Here is an 18,560-nt window from a genome sequence, read left to right on the forward strand (position 1 = left end):
TATTATCTTGCCGAGGCCTCTGCGGGCCTGCTCAAGGCATCATAAGCGCTTGACCTTCACGTACGGGGCGTCATGTACGGCCAGGCGGTTGCGCAAGGCCGGACCGAAGGCCGGCGCCTCGACCTCGAAGGTCTCCCCTGGCTTGACCTGGACGCCATCGGCAAAGCTCAGGGTCGCGGTGCCGAAGAAGTGGACGTGCACGTCGCCGGCGCGCTTGAACAGGCCATATTTGAAATGGTGGTATTCGAGGTTTTCCAGCGTGTGCGACATATTCTGCTCGCCGCTGACGAAGGCCTTCTCCCAGCGCACCTGGCCATCGAGCCCGATGACGCGCGACACGCCCTCCACGTGGGCCGGCAGCTCGCCGATCAGCAGCGCGGGGCCGACACCGCAGTTGCGCAGCTTCGAGTGCGCCAGGTAGAGGTAGTTCTGGCGTTCGGTGACGTGGTCCGAGAACTCGTTGCCGATCGCATAGCCCAGGCGGTAGGGCTGGCCGTCGTCACCGATCAGGTACAGACCGGCGATTTCCGGCTCCTCGCCGCCGTCGAGCGAGAATGCCGGCATGTCGAGGTCCTGGCCGCTGCCGCGCAGGATCGAACCATCGCCCTTGTAGAACCATTCCGGCTGCACGCCGGGGGTGCCTGGCGCCGGCTTGCCGCCTTCGACGCCCAGGCGGAACATCTTCATGCTGTCGCTCAGGGCCTCCATATCGCCGCCGATCTTCTTGTGCATGCTGTCGCGCGTGTCGGCGCTGCCCAGGTGCGTCAGGCCGGTGCCGGTGACGTAGCAGTGGGCAGGGTCGGGATGGTCGACCGGCGGCAGGATGCGGCCGGCCCTGGCCAGGTCGTCGTAGTCGACGTGACCCGCGCCGGCCGCCGCGTCGGCGAGCGCGGCCAGCCCCTGGCCCTGCGCGATCGCGGCGCGCGCCAGTTCCAGCGTGGTGGCGTAGCCGTCGATGATGCGGATGGTGGCGTCGTTCAGGATGCCGACGCGGCGTTCATTCGATTCGGTCAGAAATTGGACGAGCAGCATGGTTCGGGTCTCCTATGTTTTATGTTCCCATCGACTCAGTGAGAATGCTTCGGCACCGCCGACCCGCGACACCCGACGAGAAAGTCGAAATCGCACCCTTCATCGGCCTGCATCACGTGGTCCAGGTACAGCCGCTGGTAACCGCTATGCTGCACGGGCGCGGCCTTCTCGGCCCGATCCGCCAGCCGCGCGCGGATCTGTTCATCGCTCAGCTCCACGTTGAGCAGGCCGGCATGGCAATCGAGCTGGATCATGTCGCCATCCTGCACGATGCCCAGCGGGCCGCCTGCCATCGCTTCCGGCGCCACGTGCAGCACCACGGTGCCGTAGGCGGTGCCGCTCATGCGCGCGTCCGAGATGCGCACCATGTCGGTGATGCCCTTGGCCAGCAGCTTGGGCGGCAAGCCCATATTGCCCACTTCGGCCATGCCCGGATAGCCCTTCGGCCCGCAGTTCTTCATCAACAGCACGCAGTTCTCGTCCACGTCCAGGTCGGGATCGAGGATGCGCTGCTTGTAGTGGTCGAAGTCCTCGAACACCACCGCGCGGCCGCGGTGCCGCATCAGATGCGGCGACGCCGCCGACGGCTTCAGCACCGCGCCGCGCGGCGCCAGGTTGCCGCGCAGGATGCAGATGCCGCCGTCCGCGATCAGCGGATTGTCCAGCTGGCGCACCACCTCGTCGTTGTAGATCGGCGCGTCAAAGCAGTTCTCCCACAGCGACTTGCCGTTGACGGTCAATGCATCCTTGTTCGGAATCAGGCCGCCCTCGCCCAGGCGTCGGATCACCGCCGGCAGGCCGCCGGCGTAATAGAACTCTTCCATCAGGTAGCGGCCCGACGGCAGCAGGTCGACCACGGTCGGGGTGCCCTTGCCGATGCGGGTCCAGTCCTCGAGTTCGAGCGGCACGCCGACGCGGCCGGCGATCGCCTTCAGGTGGATCACGGCATTGGTCGAACCGCCGATGGCCGCGTTCACGCGGATCGCATTCTCGAAGTTCTCGCGCTTGAGAATCTTCGAGATGCGCAGGTCTTCGTGCACCATCTCGACGATGCGGATGCCCGACATATGGGCCAGCACGTAGCGCCGCGCGTCGACGGCGGGGATCGCCGCATTGTGCGGCAGCGAGGTGCCCAGCGCCTCGGCCATGCAGGCCATCGTGGACGCGGTGCCCATGGTGTTGCAGGTGCCGGCCGAACGCGAGTGCCCTGCTTCGGCCGACAGAAATTCGTGCATCGTGATGGCGCCGGCCTTGGCCTGCTCGTGCAGCTGCCAGACGGCGGTGCCGGAACCGATGTCCTTGCCGTTCAGTTTACCGTTGAGCATCGGGCCGCCGGTGACGACGATGGTCGGCAGGTCGACGCTGGCCGCGCCCATCAGCAGGGCCGGCGTAGTCTTGTCGCAGCCGACCAGCAGCACCACGGCGTCCATCGGATTGCCGCGGATGGACTCCTCGACATCCATCGACGCCAGGTTACGGGTCAGCATGGCGGTCGGCCGCAGGTTCGATTCGCCGTTCGAGAACACGGGGAATTCGACCGGGAAGCCGCCGGCTTCCAGGATGCCGCGCTTGACGTGTTCGGCCAGCTTGCGGAAATGGGCATTACACGGGGTGAGTTCGGACCAGGTGTTGCAGATGCCGATGATCGGTTTACCCTGGAATTCGTGGTCGGGAATGCCCTGGTTCTTCATCCAGCTGCGGTACATGAAGCCATTCTTGTCTTGCGTGCCGAACCACGCCGCCGAGCGCAACGGCGTCTTTTTCTTTTCCCCGGACATGCAGTTCTCCTGTCTATTCTTGGCTGGGCGAGGCGTCGAGCCCTGGCCCATGTCTTCTGATTACTGAGAGTAATAGTAAAGACCAGCCAGATAACTTTCCAATCACATTTTTGGCGACATCGATACCGTTTTTAGTATCGATAAGCGTATTGGATCGGCAGGAGATGGGGCGGCGAAGGCCGCCCCAACTGAAGGTCAGCGGTGGAGAAAGCGCGCTTCGGGCAGGCCGCGCACGTCCATCGACCGGTGGAATACCGCGCCCGATAGCGGCGCCGCCTCGCGGTCGCCCGCCGTCATGCCCACGTGGGCACTGGTGATGAACAAGGTCGACAGATCCGGCCCGCCGAATGCCGGGCAGCTCGGCTGCGGCGCGGCCAGCGGGATCACCCGATCCAGCCTGCCGCTTGGTGCAAAGCGCATCACCTGCCCCGCGCCCCAGCGCGTGCTCCACAGGTAACCCTCGGCATCGACCGTGGAACCATCCGGCTCGCCCGGCGCGACATCCGCCGCGACGAAGGTGTGCACCCGCCCGACCTCCGCGCTGCAGGGGTTGTAGTCGGCGTACAGGATGGCCTTCTCCTGCGAGTCGGCGAAATACATGCGGCGGCCGTCGGGGCTGAAGCAGATGCTGTTGGCAATCGCCGCATGGGGCAATGGCAGCGACTCGAGCGACAGGTCGAGGTTCAGGCGATAGAAGCCGCCCACCGCGCGTTTCGGATTCTCGTCCTGGTTGAACATGCCGAACACGAAGCGCCCCTGGCGGTCGCAGCGTCCATCGTTCAGGCGCGTCGACGGATTGTCCGCTTCGACGTCACAGATGCGCGTGACCTTGCCGGTCGAGAAAGTGAAGAAGGCCAGGCCGGAGGCAAGCCCCAGCAGCAGGCGGTCGTCGCTGCCGGTGAGCGCGAAGCTGCACAGGCGCTCGGGCATGCGCCAGGAGACGGTGCGCCCGCTGGACGGCGAATGCGACCACAGGGTGGCGGCCGGGATGTCGGTCCACAGCAGCCGGCCCGTGCGCTCGCACCACAGCACGCATTCGCCGAGCTCGTGCCCGGCGTCGAGCAGCACGTCCATCATGCGCCCGGCTCCACCAGGAAGCGGAAGCGCGACTCGGTCTGGTACACCTGGCCCGGGCGCAGGATCACGTTCGGGAAGTGCGGCTGGTTCGGCGAATCCGGGAAATGCTGCGGTTCCAGGCAAAAGCCGCTGCGGTGCTGGTAGGTCCTGCCCTTGCCAGCGAGCGAGCCGTCGAGGAAGTTCCCGCTGTAGAACTGCACGCCCGGCTCCTCGGTCCACAGTTCCAGCACCCGTCCCGAGCCCGGATCGACCGCGCGCGCCGCCCGGCTCAAGGCCTTGTCCTGAGGCTTGTTGAGCACGAAGTTATGGTCGTAGCCGCCGCCATGGCGCAGCTGCTTGTCCGGCTGGCCGATGCGCTCGCCGATCGGACGCGGCATGCGGAAGTCGAATGGCGTGCCCGTCACCGGCGTCAGTTCGCCGGTCGGGATCGATTCGGCATCGATGGCCACGAAAGTGTCGGCTTCGATGCTCAGGACGTGGCCAAGGATGTCGCCGTCGCCGGCCAGGTTGAAATAGCTGTGCTGGGTCAGGTTGACCGGGGTCGCCTTGTCGGTGACGGCGTGGAAAGACACTACCAGCTCGTTATCGTCGTTGAGCGTGTAGGTGACGGTCGCATCGAGGTTGCCGGGATAGCCCATCTCGCCATCGACGCTGCGATATTCCAGGCGCAGGCTGGCACCGATGACCGTCGCTTCCCACTTGACGCGGTCGAAACCATCCGGCCCGCCGTGCAAATGGTTGCTGCCGTTATTGACAGGCAGCTGGACTTCCTGGCCGTCGAGCGTGAAGCGCCCGTGCCGGATGCGGTTGCCGTAGCGGCCGATCAGCGCGCCTATATATGGGCTGTCCGTCCGATAGGGTTCGAGCGTATCGAAACCCAGCACCACGTCGGCGAAGTTGCCGTCGCGGTCCGGCGCATGCAGCGCGGTAATGACGCCGCCATAGTCGATGATCTTCGCCACCATGCCCCTGGCGTTGGTCAGCGTGAACTGGGTGATGGGCCTGCCGTCGGGCAGCTGGCCGAATGGCGCTTGCGTGATACCGGTTTGCACGTTGTTCGAATCCTCAATCGACACATCAATAAGTGGAAGGACGGCCGAACACCGGCATGCCCTGCTCGTCCCAGCGCAGCGGTTTCACGAAGGTGTGGCGGTCCGGATTCCAGAGCGGATCGCCGACGATCTCGGTATAGGTGCGCGCGTGGTAGACCAGCATGACGGTGTCGTCGTCTTCGGCATAGGTGAAGCTGTTGTGGCCCGGGCCATAGACGCCGTGATCGTAGCACGACCGCAGAACGGGCTGCGCCGACTTGGTCCACGAGTTCGGGTCGAGCAGGTCGGCATGCTCGTCGGCCCACAGCAGGCCCATTGCGTAATTGTGGTCGGTGGCGCTGGCCGAGTAGCTGATGAAGATCTTGCCGTTGCGGCGCAACACCGACGGGCCCTCGTTGACACGAAAGCCGATGGTTTCCCAGTCGTGTTCCGGCTTGCTGAGCAGGACCGGCTTGCCCTCGATCTGCCACGGCGTCTTCATCGGCGCGATGTAGAGATTCGAATTACCCTCGATCTCATAGTCCTTCTGCGCCCACAGGTAATACAGCCGGCCCTTGTGGGTGAAAGTGGTGGCGTCCAGGCAGAAGCTGTCGATGCCGGTGTCCACCTGGCCCATGAATTCCCACTCCCCTTCCATCGGATTGGCATTGGTGTTGCGGATCGCGTACATGCGGTGCTGGAACAGCTGGTGCTTGATCTCGCGGCTCGGGGCGGCGGCGAAGTAGACGTACCAGGCGCCCTCGTTGAAGTGCAGCTCGGGCGCCCACACCAGCTCGGAATACGGGCCGGTATCGGGCTTGACCCAGGCGTCGACCGTCGGCGCCTTCGCCAGGCCGTCGATGGTGGTGGCGCGGCGCAGTTCGATGCGGTCGTACAGCGGGACCGAGGCCGTGAAATAGTAATAGCCGTCGCTGTGCTTGTAGATATAGGGATCGGCGCGTTGCTCGATCAGGGGTGTCAGGATCGTCTCTGGCATGTGGTTTCTCGATTCGTGATTCAGGTGGTGGCGTAGCCCTGGGCGCGCATGTCTTCCTTGACGGCGCTGTAATAGTCGTCACTGATCCGGTACTTGAACATCAGGAGCCCCATCAGGAAGTGAAAGAATCCCGGGATCACCGACAGCATCAGCGCGATGCCCTGCAGCGCCAGCGCCGATTGCTCCTGGTTCGGCTGGTACTGGAACACGTCGAGCAGCACCCCGACCAGGCCGCCGGCGATGGCCATGCCGGCCTTCTGGCACACCGAGATGCCGCCGAAGGCGAAGCCCGAGACGCGCTTGCCGGTCTTGACCTGGCCATAGTCGATGGTCTCGGCAATCGCCGACCAGAACACCGGCGCATGCAGGTCGACCACCAGCGACAATAAAAAGTACAGCGCGAAGGCCAGCGCCATGTCGCCGGGCTGCACCAGGAAGTAGAGCATCAGGCTGAGCACCGCGACCATGATCTGAGAATTGCGGAACAGCTTGACCTTGCAATAGAACTTGGTGGTCCAGGTGGACACCACCATGGCCAGGATCGCCGCCGCCACGCCGGTCGACAGAAACGCCGAGACGGTGGCGGTATCGCCGTGCAAATAGTACTTGGCGTAGTAGATCGCCACCGAGCCGCGGATCACGTAGCCGATGGTGCCGGTCACGCACACGGCGCACAGGATCAGCCACTGGTCGTTCTGCATCAGCACCCGCACCTGCTCGGTCAAAGGCTGCTTCTCGACCTTGTGCACCACGCGCTCGGTGGTGGTGAAGAAGCAGAAGGCGAACAGCAGCACGCCCACCGCCGCCATCACCGCCATCGCGGCCTGGTAGCCGGCCGCCGGATCGGCGCCGCCCCATTCATTGGCCAGCAGCGGCACCACGATGGTCACCATGAAGGCGCCGACCTTGGCGAAGAACAGGCGGTAGCCGTTGGCCGACAGGCGCTGCTGCGGGTCGGACGTCAGGCCGCTGATCAGCGAGATATAGGGGATGCCCACGCCGGCCGTCATCAGCGTCATCAGGATGTAGCTGGCGTAGGCCCAGACCAGCTTCGCGTCATAGCCCCAGTCGGGCGTGCTGAATACCAGGAACACCGACAGGCCATAGGGCAGCGCGAGCAGCAGCAGCCATGGGCGGTAGCGCCCCCAGCGCGTCAGCACCGCATCATTGACCTGCCCCATCACGAGGTCGGCGACCGCCCCCACCACTTTCACGGCGACGAACAGCGCCGCCAGGTCGGCCGTGCGCAGGCCGTAGATGTCGGTATAGAAGAAGGTGATGATCAACATCATCGACGAGATCACCACATTGAGCGCCATGTCGCCGGCGCCGAAACCGACTTTTTCGAGGGTCGAGAGCTTTTGCGTGTGCACGTTCATCGCCCTTCAGTTACGCCACCTGAGCGCCAGCCCCACCACCCGGTCATAGCGGCGCACGTCGCGCGGCAGCTGCGGCACGCTGTGATAGTCGTGGTAGGACTGGTCCAGCAGGTTGCTGCCGTCCAGGGTCAGGGTCAGGCTGTCGGTCAGCTTGTACGACACCGAAGCGTCCAGGGTCTTGAGCGGATCGACGACGATGTTGTATGGCAGCGCGCGGTAGTTGTACTCGGCGGTGAACTTGTCGCGCCAGCTGTAGGCCAGGCGCGCCGACCACTTGCCGTACTCGTACAGGGCGACCACGTTGGCCGACAGCTTGGACATGCCGGCGAAGGTATTGATGGTGCCGTCCGCCTCGGCCAGGCCGCCATCCATCCAGGTCACGTTGGCCTGCATGCCAAGACCGCCCAGCCAGCCCGGGAGCTGGGTATAGAACTGCTGGTAGGCCAGTTCAGCTCCCTTCAGCTTGCCCTCGACCGCGTTATAGGGACGGCTGACGTTATAGGTGTCGCCATCGTGCACCTCGGGCCGCGCGCTGCGGCGCAGGTAGTTGTCGTAATCGTGCTGGAACAGCGTGCCGGTGATCGAGCCGGCCGGCGCGAAATACCATTCCAGCGCCACGTCGACGTTGCGCGCCTCTTGCGGCTTGAGGTTCGGGTTGCCGGCGGTGCCGGTGGCCAGGGTCGTGGTGGTCGACGGGAACAGGGCCAGGCCTGGGTTGAAGTCGGCGAACGGCGCGCGCTCGATCGCCTTGCTGGCCGACAGGCGGCCGATCAGGTCCGGCCTGAAGTGCGCGCGCATCGACAGGCTCGGGAGCACGTCGCTGGTGGTGGACGAGACCGTGGTCGGCGACACCACGCCCTCGAGCGCCGAGAAGCCGCTGATGCGCTGCCTGGTCTTTACGTAACGCAGGCCGGCGGTGCCGTCGATCGGCAGCGACCAGGCGTCGAAGCCGAAGTTGGCCTTCAGGTAGATGGCGCTGGTCTTTTCGCGGTCGGCATAGAACGATTGCGGATTGTCCGGCCGCGGATCGCGGTCGCCGCGGATCGCCTGGCGGATGTCGCCGGTGTGATCCAGCAGGTAATCCATGCAGGGCGCATAGAACTGGTTCATTCCGTAGTTGCCGCCGGTCTTGGGGCTGGTGCAGTTCAGGCCCGGGAAGTCGGTCACCCGGACGGCGTTCGGCGACCACAAATTTGGCGCCGGCGAGTGGCCATTCAGTTCGTGGACGAAGGTGGCGTCGCGTTCGGCGTAGCGCACGCCGCCGCTGAGTTCCCTGAAGAAGCCATCGTTCTCCGGCGTCCAGGCCACGTCGCCGCGCCAGTCGTTGGCGGCGCCGCGCGAGCGGTTGTGGTTGTCGAACAGGGCGAACATGGTCCAGTTGGCGGGGTCCGTCATATCGGTGCCCGGGTACTCGAGGTAGCCGCCGCCGTCGCGCACCTCGGCGTGGATGGCCTTGGCGCGGTCCATCACGGTGTCCAGGATCGGGTTCTTCATGCCGTGCTTGCTGATCGTGCGAACCAGCTCGGTACTCACGCGCACGCCGGGCATCGCCTTCCAGATCGCGCCGACCGCCGCCTGGTGGGTCTCGGCGACCTCGCGCCGCGCCTGGGTCGAGCTCAGGGTGAAGGTATTCACGTCCGGATGGCTGATCGAACCCAGGTAGTTCGAGCCGGGCATCGTGGTGACGGTCGATCCCGGATTGTTGATCGGCAGGTCGCCAACAAAGAAGATGCTCTGCGAATCGTGCTCGATCCTGGTCGAGAAGCTCTCGGCATAGACCTCGAGGTCTTGCGTCGGCCGCCACTGGACCGACAGGTTGCCGGCCAGGCGTTCGCGGTCGCCGCCCGTCATCACCCGGCCCATCGACGGCGCGCCGATCACGCCGCTGTCGAGGGTGCGCGGTTCGCCCACGAAGGCGGTTTCGTCGTGATAGCGGCCACGCTGGTAAGACAGGCCGCCCAGCACGCCGATCTCGCCGACGCCGGTCTTCCAGCGGTTCGACAGCAAGCTGGATACGTTCGGATCGACCTTGTCGGCCTTGTCGCGGTGCTCGCCGCGCACATTGAAGGCGGCCTGGGAACCCTTGAAGTCGAACGGACGGTTGGTGCGCACGTCGATCACGCCCGAGGTGCCGCCTTCGACCATGTCGGCGCCCTGCGATTTATAGACGTCCACCCGCTGCAGCATCGCCACCGGCACGTCGGCCAGGAACAGGCTGCGGCCGGCGGCGGTGAACATCTCGCGACCGTTGTACAGGGTAACGATGCCGCCCAGCCCGCGGATCACGACGTTGCCGGCTTCGCCGTTCTGGCGGATCACCTGCACGCCCGGCACCCGGCCCAGGATCTCGGCCACGTTCTTGTCGGGGAACTTGCCGATGTCGTCGGCGACGATGGAGTCGAGCAGCTGTTCGGCATTGCGCTTGATGGCCTGGGCGCTCTGGGCGGCCTGGCGGGTGCCGGTGACCGTCACCACGGCGGCGTTGCGGTCGTCTTCGGCGCGGGCGCCATTGTTTTCGACATTCGACGGCGCGCTCGCGGCGGTGCCGGCGGGGACGGTTTCCTGGGCGCCCACGCTGGCGGCGCTCAGCAAGCCGGCGCCGGCAAGGGCGGCGACGGTGGCGCGCAGTGGGCGCACGGCGAAGCGGCGGTGGGAGGAACGAGAGGCGGGGGAAAGTACGGGCGTGACGAAGCCCGGTGCATACCGTTTCATATGTCTCCTTTGTCGTTATATGCCGGTATCCGGCTGTATTTATATGCTGCTCGACAATGATGGTAGGCGGCGCATCGAGAACGTTCCAATCAATTTTTCTGGCGCTCCGATACCGATTTAAGTATCGAGGCTTCTGTCAAGTCCCATGCGCGAAATCGCGCCAGATTGGCCGATGGCGATGCACTACTGCGGTGCAAAAAAAACGCATATGCATAGTGCAATGACAAATATGTGAATCGCCAGTTTGTGTTCGGCAACAGCCGGGCGCCGTGTCCCGACAGGTATCGCCGGCTGCTTCTTCCCGTACCCCAGCAGACATGGGGTCGCACCGTTATTGCGCACTGCAACAGGCGTCAAGAGCGAATATGTGGCGTTATTGCAACGCAATAAGTTAACTTTAGGCAACAATTTGTAAGCATCGCCCTCCCCTTTGCGCCTCTCCCGGAAACCCCGCCAATACAGGGTTCTCCTATGAAAACGCTGTCACACAAGGACGATCTGCGCTTGTCAATTGGGGGTTTCGACCCCGTTCCGATTGGGCGCGGACCGATGACAAATGTCCGTCTGGCATGTCATCATGGATAGGCTATTTCACAAACAAACACTGGAGAGACATCCATGAAGCACAAAATTCTTGCCATCGCCCTCGTGTCGGCACTGCCGCTGGTCGCCCAAGCACAAACCAGCGTCACCATGTACGGCATGATCGACGCCTCGATCGGCGTCGAAAACACCGATGCGCCAGGCGAAAGCAGCCGTACCGTCGTTTCGTCGGGCACCCAGTCGGCAAGCCGTCTGGGCTTCCGCGGTACTGAAGACCTGGGCAATGGCCTGAAAGCACTGTTCAACATCGAAGCCGCTGTCGCCGCCGACACCGGCGCGACCAACTCGCGTCTGTTCGACCGCCGCGCCGTGGTCGGCCTGCAAGGCGCCTTCGGTACCGTGACCGTCGGCCGTGAATACGGCCCGATCGCTGCCGTCGCCAGCGCTTCGGACACCCTGGGCCAGGGCTTCTACGGCTCGAACCTGGTTGCATTCAGCGCTACCCGCCTGACCCGCCGCCTGGACAACTCGGTCAACTACCAGAGCAACGCCCTGAACGGCTTCACCCTGCGCGCAGCCTACGGCGCCGGCGAGCGTAACGAGACCGCCACGCAAGACACCGGCGACATCACCGGCGTGTCGCTGGAATACGCGAACGCAGGCTTCTACGTCGGCGCCGCCTATCAGAACAAGGAAGACCTGCCATCGGGCGACAGCAAGGAATACGGCGTCGGCCTGGGCTACAAGTTCGGCGACTTCGAAATCCGCGGCGGCTACCTGGCTTCGGATCCGGAACTGGCTGGCGGCATCAACAACAAGTACGAGCAGATGAACGCCGGCGTGTCGTACGGCTTCGGCGCCAACCGCGTCTACCTGAACTACCAGCAGCAAGAGCAGGAAGTCGGCGATGCAGAAGGCAAGGCAATCACCCTGGCCTACACCTACACCCTGTCGAAGCGCACCAACGTGTACGCTTCGTACGCCAAGCTGCGCAACAACAGCACCGGCGTGTTCTCGCTGGCCGGCTCGGGCAGCCCGATCGCCATGCCTGCAAACGCCTTCGGTTCGGACCCACAGGTCTACAACATCGGCGTGCGTCACTCGTTCTAATCGACGTTGTCTCAAGCCGGGTGCTCGCCACCTGGCTTGAAGCGCAAAAAAACGGCAAGCCTAGCGGCTTGCCGTTTTTCTTTGGTCGTTCGGTTTCTTTAGAACGCCGGCGCCGCCGCAGGGCCGCTGACCGCCGGACGCTTGCGCGCCGGCGCGTGGCCGACGGACCTTGGCGCTTCGACTACCGGACCGGCGGCGATCCGGAATACCGCCACCGCCTGCGCCAGCTTGGACGCCTGCTCCTGCATCGCATTCGATGCGGCGGCGGTTTCCTCCACCAGGGCCGCGTTCTGCTGCGTGCCTTCGTCCATCTGCGCCACCGCGCCGTTGATCTGCTCGATGCCGGCGGTCTGCTCCAGGCTGGCCGCACTGATCTCGGCCATGATGTCCGTCACGCGGCGCACGCTGTCGACGATCTCCTCCATCGTCGCGCCGGCCTGGGCCACCAAGCGGCTGCCATTGGCCACCTTGTCGCTCGAGTCGCCGATCAGCACCTTGATTTCCTTGGCCGCCGCCGCCGAGCGCTGGGCCAGGTTGCGCACCTCGGTCGCCACCACTGCGAAGCCACGTCCCTGCTCGCCGGCCCGCGCCGCTTCCACCGCCGCATTCAGCGCCAGGATATTGGTCTGGAAGGCGATGCCGTCGATGACGCCGATGATGTCGCTGATCTTGCTGGAAGAAGCCTGGATCTCGTCCATCGTGTCGACCACCTGGTGGATGACGTCACCGCCGCGCGCGGCCACGCCGGACGCCGATTCGGCCAGCTTGTTGGCCTGGCGCGCATTGTCGGCGTTCTGGCGCACGGTCGAGGTCAGCTCTTCCATCGACGACGCGGTTTCTTCCAGCGCGCCGGCCTGCTGCTCGGTGCGGCTTGATAAGTCCAGGCTGCCGGCGGCGACCTGCTCGGCCGCCACCGCGATGGTGTCGGTACCGGCGCGCACGGCGCCGACGGTGCGCGCCAGGCTTTCGTTCATGGTCTTCAGGGCCTGCAGCAGCTGGCCCGTTTCGTCGCGGGTGGTGACCTCGATGCGGCTGGTGAGGTCGCCCGCGGCAACGGTATTGGCCACTTCCAGCGCGCGCGCCACCGGTCGCGTGATCGAGCGCGTGATCCAGAAGGCGATGCCCGCGGCCAGCGCCAGCGCGAACAGCCCCAGGCCCCAGGTCTGGCGGATGGTGCTGCCGTAGGTCGCGGTCGCGTCCTGCGCCGCCGCCGTGCTGAACTGCTTTTGCAATGTCAGTTCGGCGGCGGTGGCCTCCTGCAGGGCAGCCAGGCGCGGACGCAGCTCATTGACCAGATAAGCCCTGGCCTGCTCGTCCTCGCCTGCCTGGATCAGCTTGACCAGCTGGTCGGCGCCGGCCAGGTAGCTGGCGCTGGCCGCTTCCATGCGGCGCAGGATGCCGATCGATTCGGCGTGCGCCATCAGGGTCGGCTCGATCTCGGCCAGGGTCGTGGTCATCACCTTGCGCGCGTTGTCGATCGCCTGCATCTGCTGCCCGCGGTCGGCCGGATCGGCGTTGAGCATCATATTGCGGACGGAGATGGCGATGATGTTGATCTGGGCGTCGATCCGGTTGCTCATCTCGATGGCCGGGATGCGGTGCTCGACGATCTCCCTGGTGCCGTTGTTCAGGCGCAGGATGGAGGCGTTGCTCAGGGCGCTGATCAGCACCAGCATCAGGCTGACGGCGCCGAAACCCAGCGCCAGGCGCTTGCCGATACTCAGGTTTGCTAACTTCATGTGTGCTCCTCTTTCCAGTCTAATAATAGATATTGCAAATCGGAAATTAGAGTAAGTTCTAGTGCGGACTATGACGATGTGTGCACGATAACAAAATGCGGGTATTGGCCTGATTGTTACGTTTTCTGGACGATATGCAAATTTTATGACACCACTAATGTCAAATATGACAAAAAAAACGGCAAGCCAAGGCTTGCCGTTGTCTTCTCAGTCTCCAAAACTCAGAACTCTTCCCATTCGCCCGATGCGACGGACGCCTTGTTCCTGGACGCTGCCGGCTGCGCAGCCGTCCGTGCCGGCACGACCCTCGGTGCGGCCCTCGGCACGCGCTGCGGCGCCACCATGACACGCTGCGGGGCCGCCGCCCGCGCCTGTTCGCCATCGATCCGGAACACTCCCACCGCCTGTGCCAGCCTGGCCGCCTGCTCCTGCATCGAGGCCGACGCCGCGGCCGCTTCTTCCACCAGGGCGGCATTCTGCTGCGTGCCTTCGTCCATCTGCGCCACCGCGCCGTTGATCTGTTCGATGCCGGCGGTTTGCTCCTGGCTGGCGGCGCTGATCTCGGCCATGATGTCGGTCACGCGGCGTACGCTCTCGACGATCTCCTGCATCGTCGCGCCCGCCTCGGCCACCAGCCGGCTGCCATCGGCCACCTTGCCGCTCGAATCGCCGATGAGCTGTTTGATCTCCCTGGCCGCCGCGGCCGAGCGCTGGGCCAGGTTGCGCACTTCGCTCGCCACAACGGCAAAGCCCCTGCCCTGCTCGCCGGCCCTGGCCGCTTCGACCGCCGCATTCAGCGCCAGGATATTGGTCTGGAAGGCGATGCCGTCAATCACGCCGATGATGTCGGTGATCTTGGTCGACGAGGCGTTGATCTGGTCCATGGTGTGCACCACCTGGTGGATCACTTCACCGCCGCGCGCGGCAACGTTCGATGCCGATTCGGCCAGCTTGTTGGCCTGGCGCGCGTTGTCGGCGTTCTGCTTGACGGTCGAGGTCAGTTCTTCCATCGACGAGGCGGTTTCTTCCAGCGCCGAAGCCTGCTGCTCGGTGCGGCTCGACAGGTCCTGGCTGCCCGACGCCACCTGGGCGGCGGCGACCGCGATGGTATCGGTGCCCACGCGTACGGTGCCGACGGTGCGCGCCAGGCTCTCGTTCATGGTCTTCAGCGCCTGCAGCAGCTGGCCCGTTTCGTCGCGCGTGGTGACCTCGATGCGGCTGGTGAGGTCGCCCGCGGCGACGGTATTGGCCACCTCCAGCGCGCGCTGCATGGGCCGGGTGATCGAGCGCGTGATCGACCATGCCACCACGGCGGCCAGCGCCAGCGCCAGCGCGCCCACGATCGACATCAGCCAGGTGGTGCTGCGGTAGGTGTCTTCGGCCTCGATGCCGGCGCGCACGCTGCGCTCCTTCTGCAGCTTGATCTGCTCGGCGGTGGCGCCCTTTAGCCGGGCCAGGACCGGGCGCAGTTCGCGCGCCAGATAGGTGCGGGCGCCTTCATCGTCGCCGGCGGCGATCAGCTTGAGCAGCTGCTCCTGGCCGGCCAGGTAGCTGGCGCTCGCGCCGTCCATCCGATCCAGGATCTCGCGCCCCTGGGGCGTGACGATCGTGCTGCGCAGCGCGGCCAGCATCTCGTCCATGATCTTGCGCGAAGCCATGATCTGGTCGACCTGCTTCTGGCGGTCGGCGGCATCGGCGTTGAGCATCATATTGCGCAGGGCGATCGCGATATTGTTGTTTTCGGATTCGAGCCGTGCGGTCAGTTCGATGACGGGGATGCGGTTGGTGACGAGCAGGCGGGTGCCGTCATTGACGCGGGCGAGCATGACGTTGCTCAGGCCCAGCATCAAGACCAGCATCAGGCCGATGGCGCCGAAGCCGAGGCCCAGTCGCTTGCCGATGTTGAGGTTCTGCAGTTTCATAAATTTGATCCGACTTTATAAAAAGTTAATACCTATTTCCAATTTGAAAAAGGTTAAAGTCAGATATTCTTGCTGGCGATGTACAGACTTCAATAAAGGCAGGTTATGGATGCAAAGGCGATATTTATAGACGGATAGCAAGTTTTTCGTGGACCGAAACCCACGGTCAAAAAAAAGGCAGGCCGCAGCCTGCCTCGATGAACACGTCCGGCGAATCAGAATTCTTCCCACTCGCCCGCGTTCACTGTCACCTTCGGTTTCGCCGCAGCCGGTCGCGCGGGCGCCTTGCTCAAGCCCAGCACTGGCCGCACCGGCGCCACGTCCACCGAAGCGGTCGACGCCGCCAGCATCTGCTCGCCGTCGATCCGGAACACCGCCACCGCCTGCGCCAGCCGGGTCGACTGCTCGCGCAGCGCCGCGGCCGCGGCCGCCGCTTCCTCGACCAGGGCCGCGTTCTGCTGCGTGCCCTCGTCCATCTGCGCCACCGCCACGTTGATCTGCTCGATGCCCTCGGTCTGCTCCAGGCTGGCCGAACTGATCTCGCCCATGATGTCGGTCACGCGGCGCACGCTGTCGACGATCTCCACCATCGTGGCGCCGGCCTGGGCCACCAAGCGGCTGCCGTCGGCCACCTTGCCGCTCGAGTCGCCGATGAGCCCCTTGATCTCCTTGGCCGCCGCCGCCGAGCGCTGGGCCAGGTTGCGCACCTCGCTCGCCACCACCGCAAAGCCGCGGCCCTGCTCGCCGGCGCGCGCCGCCTCCACCGCCGCATTCAGCGCCAGGATATTGGTCTGGAAGGCGATGCCGTCGATGACGCCGATGATGTCGTTGATCTTGCTCGACGAGGCGTTGATCGCATCCATGGTGCCCACCACCTGCGCGATCACGGCGCCGCCGCGGGCCGCCACGCTCGATGCGGCGTCGGCCAGCACATTGGCCTGGCGCGCATTGTCGGCGTTCTGGCGCACGGTCGAGGTCAGCTCTTCCATCGAGGATGCCGCTTCTTCCAGCGCCGAGGCCTGCTGCTCGGTGCGGCTCGACAGGTCCTGGCTGCCGACCGCCACCTGGCCGGCCGCCACCGCGATGGTATCGGTGCCCACGCGCACGGTGCCGACGGTGCGCGCCAGGCTCTCGTTCATGGTCTTGAGCGCCTGCAGCAGCTGGCCGGTCTCGTCGCGCGTGGTGACCTCGATGCGGCTGGTGAGGTCGCCGGCGGCCACGGTATTGGCCACTTCCAGCGCACGCCCCAGGGGCTGCGTAATGGAACGGGTGATCAGCCATGCCACCAGGGCCGCCAGCGCCAGGGCGGCGCCGCCCAGGCCCCACATCAGCATGCTGGTGCTGCGGTAGGTGGCCTCGGCCTCGAGCGCCGCCTGGCTGGCGATCTCGTTCTGCAGCGCGATCTGTTCGCCGGTCGCCTGCTTGAGCCGCCGCAGCAGCGGACGCAAGTCGTCCGACAGCAGCGCGTGCGCCGCCTCCGTGTCGCCGGCGGCGATGTGCTTGATCATCGCATCCTGGCCCGTCTTGTACAGCGCGGCTTCCTTGCTCATCTGTTCGAGCAGCTCGACCGCTTTCGGGTTGGCCAGCGCATCCTTCATCTGGACCAGGATATCGTCGATCGCCTTACGCGACGTCATGATGGCATCCACCTGGCGCGCATGGTCCGCCGCGTCGCTGCTCAGCATCATATTGCGCAGCGCGATCGCGATGTCGTTGACCTCGGCCTGCATCCTGTTGGTCAGCTCGATGCGCGGCATCCGGCCGTGGACGATCTCGTCGGTGCCGGCATTGATCCGGCCCAGCATCGCGTTACTCATCACGATCATCGCCACCAGCATGGCGCAGATCACTCCATAGCCCAGGGCGAGCCGTTTTCCGATATTCAGGTTTGCGAGTTTCATGGTGGTTTCTCTCTCAGGCAGCGCGCGGCAGCGCGGCCACGAGTCCGAGCTCGTCGGACTGCATCAGTTTGTCGATATCGAGCAGGATCAGCATCCGCTCGTCCACGGTGCCCAGGCCGAGCAGGCAGTTGCCGTCCAGCGTGGCCTGCATCTCGGGGGCGGGCCGGACCTGGTCCGGGCTCAGGGTCACCACGTCCGAGACGCTGTCGACCACCATGCCGATCACGTGATGCTCGATGTTCAGGATGATCACCACCGTGAAAGCGTCATACACCGGCTCGCCGATGCCGAACTTCAGGCGCATGTCGACGATCGGAACGATGGCGCCGCGCAGGTTGATGATGCCCTTCAGGTAGTCGGGTGCGCTGGCCAGGCGGGTCGGGGTTTCGTAGCCACGGATCTCTTGCACCTTCAGGATGCTGATCGCGTATTCTTCCTTTCCGAGGCGGAAAGACAGCACCTCGTTTTCGTTGCTCGCTTCCATCTTTTCCTCTTTTCCAGTTTGACCGGATTGTTTGAATTTCTGACAGGAAATACAGTACAAGCGGCACTTCTCGCTGTCGATGGACAACTGTCAAGAACTGTAAATTTTTCTGATTTTCCGTGCTAACTATGGCGCGGTTGCAACGTGTTTGACCCGCATGTCGATGACGCCCCATGTTTATTGGCATACATTGTGCTTAGGAAATAAGATTCCGCCGCGCCGGCGCCCTTTCACTTAACCAGGAGCCCTTCATGATCATCCGCCGACTCGACCCGCGCGCAATCGCCGAATTCAGGCCGCAACTGGCCACGCTGCTGCTCGACGCCGTCGCCGATGGCCATTCGCTGGGCTTTCTCAACGGACTGGATCAGGAACTGCTGGACGCCTACTGGCAGGGAGTGGCGGACGAGGTCGGCGCGGGACGGCGCGTGCTGCTGGCGGCCGAGCGCGGCGGCGCGATCGTCGGCAGCGCCCAGCTCGACCTGTGCATGAAACCCAACGGCGCCAACCGCGCCGAGGTGCAGAAGGTGCTGGTGCACTGTACCGAGCGCCGCCAGGGTATCGGCACCGCCCTGATGCAGGCGCTCGAAATCGAGGCGCTGGCGCTGCGCCGTGGCCTGCTGTTCCTCGATACGGCGGCCGGCTCCGACGCCGAAGCGCTGTACTGGAAGTGCGGCTACCAGCGGGCAGGAGAATTGCCCGAATATGCCTGCACGCCCAACGGCCGCTGGCACGCGACGGTCATCTACTACAAGACCTTGTTCCACCGCACCCGCCGCTGACTCCACGGCGCCACGCGCCCACACGAACGCCAGTGTGGATCGATCCGTTTACGCGTAGAATCGCTCACTTGAA

General features: G+C 64.7%; 13 protein-coding genes. 2 read left to right on the plus strand and 11 right to left on the minus strand.

The genetic code is table 11. The features are described 5' to 3' along the window. Positions 1-39: 39 nt before the first annotated feature. The 7 genes from araD1 to J3U95_RS10055 all read right to left on the minus strand — a co-directional run bounded on the left by araD1 (position 40) and on the right by J3U95_RS10055 (position 10,006). Positions 40-1,032: an AraD1 family protein gene (araD1, locus tag J3U95_RS10025; protein ID WP_208278448.1), complete on the minus strand. Its 993-nt coding sequence runs from the start codon at positions 1,030-1,032 to the stop codon at positions 40-42. A 35-nt stretch (positions 1,033-1,067) separates the two neighbouring features. Then, positions 1,068-2,810 carry an IlvD/Edd family dehydratase gene (locus J3U95_RS10030; protein WP_208278449.1) on the minus strand — a complete coding sequence of 581 codons (1,743 nt, stop codon included), beginning with the start codon at positions 2,808-2,810 and terminating at the stop codon, positions 1,068-1,070. Between the two features lie 195 nt (positions 2,811-3,005). Then, the gene (locus J3U95_RS10035) at positions 3,006-3,887 is read right to left on the minus strand and encodes an SMP-30/gluconolactonase/LRE family protein (RefSeq protein WP_208278450.1); all 882 of its coding nucleotides are present in this window, start codon (positions 3,885-3,887) and stop codon (positions 3,006-3,008) included. Beyond that, positions 3,884-4,939, minus strand: a complete 1,056-nt coding sequence (locus J3U95_RS10040) for an aldose epimerase family protein (protein WP_208278451.1) — start codon at positions 4,937-4,939, stop codon at positions 3,884-3,886. Before J3U95_RS10040 ends, J3U95_RS10035 begins: the two co-directional genes overlap by 4 nt. Positions 4,940-4,964: 25 nt before the next feature. Continuing rightward, on the minus strand, positions 4,965-5,915 hold the full coding sequence (locus J3U95_RS10045; protein WP_208278452.1) for a glycoside hydrolase family 43 protein: 951 nt from the start codon (positions 5,913-5,915) through the stop codon (positions 4,965-4,967). Between the two features lie 20 nt (positions 5,916-5,935). Further along, entirely contained in the window at positions 5,936-7,288 is a 1,353-nt protein-coding gene (locus J3U95_RS10050; RefSeq protein WP_208278453.1) for an MFS transporter, read from the minus strand. A gap of 12 nt (positions 7,289-7,300) precedes the next feature. Continuing rightward, the gene (locus J3U95_RS10055; RefSeq protein ID WP_208278454.1) at positions 7,301-10,006 is read right to left on the minus strand and encodes a TonB-dependent receptor; all 2,706 of its coding nucleotides are present in this window, start codon (positions 10,004-10,006) and stop codon (positions 7,301-7,303) included. A gap of 618 nt (positions 10,007-10,624) precedes the next feature. Between J3U95_RS10055 and J3U95_RS10060 the strand changes: the two genes are divergently transcribed. Beyond that, on the plus strand, positions 10,625-11,659 hold the full coding sequence (locus J3U95_RS10060) for a porin (protein WP_208278455.1): 1,035 nt from the start codon (positions 10,625-10,627) through the stop codon (positions 11,657-11,659). 98 nt (positions 11,660-11,757) lie between these two features. On the opposite strand, the gene J3U95_RS10065 is transcribed toward J3U95_RS10060, so the two are convergent. The 4 genes from J3U95_RS10065 to J3U95_RS10080 form a co-directional block, all read right to left on the minus strand. Continuing rightward, positions 11,758-13,398: a methyl-accepting chemotaxis protein gene (locus tag J3U95_RS10065; protein WP_208278456.1), complete on the minus strand. Its 1,641-nt coding sequence runs from the start codon at positions 13,396-13,398 to the stop codon at positions 11,758-11,760. Positions 13,399-13,619: 221 nt separating this feature from the next. Further along, on the minus strand, positions 13,620-15,320 hold the full coding sequence (locus J3U95_RS10070) for a methyl-accepting chemotaxis protein (RefSeq protein WP_208278457.1): 1,701 nt from the start codon (positions 15,318-15,320) through the stop codon (positions 13,620-13,622). 215 nt (positions 15,321-15,535) lie between these two features. Beyond that, positions 15,536-17,221, minus strand: a complete 1,686-nt coding sequence (locus tag J3U95_RS10075) for a methyl-accepting chemotaxis protein (RefSeq protein ID WP_208278458.1) — start codon at positions 17,219-17,221, stop codon at positions 15,536-15,538. 13 nt (positions 17,222-17,234) lie between these two features. Then, positions 17,235-17,705, minus strand: coding sequence for a chemotaxis protein CheW (locus J3U95_RS10080; RefSeq protein ID WP_208278459.1), 471 nt, complete (start codon positions 17,703-17,705; stop codon positions 17,235-17,237). Positions 17,706-17,956: 251 nt separating this feature from the next. Between J3U95_RS10080 and J3U95_RS10085 the strand changes: the two genes are divergently transcribed. Further along, positions 17,957-18,487, plus strand: coding sequence for a GNAT family N-acetyltransferase (locus J3U95_RS10085; protein WP_208278460.1), 531 nt, complete (start codon positions 17,957-17,959; stop codon positions 18,485-18,487). Positions 18,488-18,560: the final 73 nt, after the last annotated feature.

This window comes from Massilia oculi, assembly GCF_017582745.1.
Classification (GTDB): domain Bacteria; phylum Pseudomonadota; class Gammaproteobacteria; order Burkholderiales; family Burkholderiaceae_D; genus Telluria; species Telluria oculi_A.

What these genes read in the sequence shown, in the direction of transcription:
- araD1 (WP_208278448.1), bottom strand. Translation starts at nt 1,032, where the DNA reads ATGCTGCTCGTCCAATTTCTGACCGAATCGAATGAACGCCGCGTCGGC.
- J3U95_RS10030 (WP_208278449.1), bottom strand. Translation starts at nt 2,810, where the DNA reads ATGTCCGGGGAAAAGAAAAAGACGCCGTTGCGCTCGGCGGCGTGGTTC.
- J3U95_RS10035 (WP_208278450.1), bottom strand. Translation starts at nt 3,887, where the DNA reads ATGATGGACGTGCTGCTCGACGCCGGGCACGAGCTCGGCGAATGCGTG.
- J3U95_RS10045 (WP_208278452.1), bottom strand. Translation starts at nt 5,915, where the DNA reads ATGCCAGAGACGATCCTGACACCCCTGATCGAGCAACGCGCCGATCCC.
- J3U95_RS10055 (WP_208278454.1), bottom strand. Translation starts at nt 10,006, where the DNA reads ATGAAACGGTATGCACCGGGCTTCGTCACGCCCGTACTTTCCCCCGCC.
- J3U95_RS10060 (WP_208278455.1), top strand. Translation starts at nt 10,625, where the DNA reads ATGAAGCACAAAATTCTTGCCATCGCCCTCGTGTCGGCACTGCCGCTG.
- J3U95_RS10065 (WP_208278456.1), bottom strand. Translation starts at nt 13,398, where the DNA reads ATGAAGTTAGCAAACCTGAGTATCGGCAAGCGCCTGGCGCTGGGTTTC.
- J3U95_RS10070 (WP_208278457.1), bottom strand. Translation starts at nt 15,320, where the DNA reads ATGAAACTGCAGAACCTCAACATCGGCAAGCGACTGGGCCTCGGCTTC.
- J3U95_RS10075 (WP_208278458.1), bottom strand. Translation starts at nt 17,221, where the DNA reads ATGAAACTCGCAAACCTGAATATCGGAAAACGGCTCGCCCTGGGCTAT.
- J3U95_RS10080 (WP_208278459.1), bottom strand. Translation starts at nt 17,705, where the DNA reads ATGGAAGCGAGCAACGAAAACGAGGTGCTGTCTTTCCGCCTCGGAAAG.
- J3U95_RS10085 (WP_208278460.1), top strand. Translation starts at nt 17,957, where the DNA reads ATGATCATCCGCCGACTCGACCCGCGCGCAATCGCCGAATTCAGGCCG.